The following is a 1,173-nucleotide window of genomic DNA, read 5'->3' as shown; positions in this document are numbered from 1 at the left end:
CTCAAGAACGCCATCCTGACGCTGCTTTCGCTTGCCATAGCCATCGGCGGCGGCGGCGCCAGCGTCTGGTATGCGCTGAAAATGCAGGACGGCGTCGGGGCGATCAGGATCGGCCAGTGGACCGCCTTTCCCGATATCGGCACACCCGCAGCCGACCCCTATTCCAAGGCCCGCGTGGCGCGCGAGGGCGTGCTCGCGCTCGGCCGCGCCGAAGGGCTGTCCTTTGTCGCCGAGGACGACGCAGCTGGCGGAGAACTCAGGCGCGAATGTACCTACACGATCGAAGGCGGATTTCCGACCGCCCGATTCTGGACCCTCTATGCCGCCGACCAATCGCTCAGCGTGGTCGAGACCGGCAAATCGCGGGTTGCCGCGCTTCAATCCTATGGCGTGCTGCGCCAATCCGACAATTCGGTGCTCATTTCCGTCGGCCATCACCCGATGCCCGGCAATTGGCTGCTGACCGACGGTTCCGGCAGGATGTATTTCGTTTTGACATTCTACGACACGCCGATCGCCAGCAGCACCGGCCTGTCGGATGTGTCGCTGCCCAAGATCACCAAGGTCAGCTGCGATGCGTAGTGTCTATGCCGCGACGCGCAGACTTCTACATGCCGTCCTGCTCGGCCTCGTCGGCGCCGGCATCGTGCATATCGTCGTGCTGCTTCTGGTGCCTGAATTCTCGGAACGCGATGCCTGGTCACGGCTGTCGATGGCGTCGGATCTCTACCGGATGCCCCGGCTCGATGCCGAGGCGGGCGGCGCGCCGGTGGTGAAATCGGGCGACCCGCTGTTTTATGCGACGGCTTGCCGGTTCGACCTCGATGAGGGAAGGGTGAGGATCAGGGCGCCGGGCAATGTGCCCTTCTGGTCGGTGTCTGTCTATGACCGCAACGGCCACAACATCTATTCATTCAACGACCACACGGCGACCGGGGGCAAGCTGGATGCCGTGGTGCTGACGCCGGCGCAGATGATCGACATGCGCAGGGACCTTCCCGAAGAGCTTCAGGGAGCGATCTTCGTCGAAGCGCCGATCGACGAGGGCATATTCGTCATCCGCAGCTTCGTGCCGGACGACAGCTGGAAGTCGATCGTGTCGCGCTTTCTTGAGCAGAGTTCGTGCGAGCTGCAGGACTTTTAGACCGCGGCCCGGACAATCCGCATCAGACC

At 63.3% G+C, this 1,173-nt stretch carries 2 protein-coding genes; both read left to right on the top strand.

Annotation, left to right across the window (positions count from 1 at the left end):
• The coding region (locus tag FJ980_RS33020) for a DUF1214 domain-containing protein (protein ID WP_246676691.1) at window positions 1-582 on the top strand (582 nt) is incomplete at its 5' end.
• On the top strand, window positions 575-1,144 hold the full coding sequence (locus tag FJ980_RS33015) for a DUF1254 domain-containing protein (protein WP_140547601.1): 570 nt from the start codon (window positions 575-577) through the stop codon (window positions 1,142-1,144). The genes FJ980_RS33020 and FJ980_RS33015, both read left to right, overlap by 8 nt.
• The last annotated feature ends 29 nt before the right edge of the window (window positions 1,145-1,173 follow it).

It is taken from the genome of Mesorhizobium sp. B1-1-5, assembly GCF_006443065.1.
GTDB lineage: Bacteria > Pseudomonadota > Alphaproteobacteria > Rhizobiales > Rhizobiaceae > Mesorhizobium.
The sequence above is the reverse complement of the archived record's forward strand: the minus strand, read 5'-3'. Positions and strand labels throughout refer to the sequence as shown.

Excerpts from the sequence above, each read along its gene's own strand:
- FJ980_RS33015 (WP_140547601.1), top strand. The coding sequence starts at position 575 with ATGCGTAGTGTCTATGCCGCGACGCGCAGACTTCTACATGCCGTCCTG.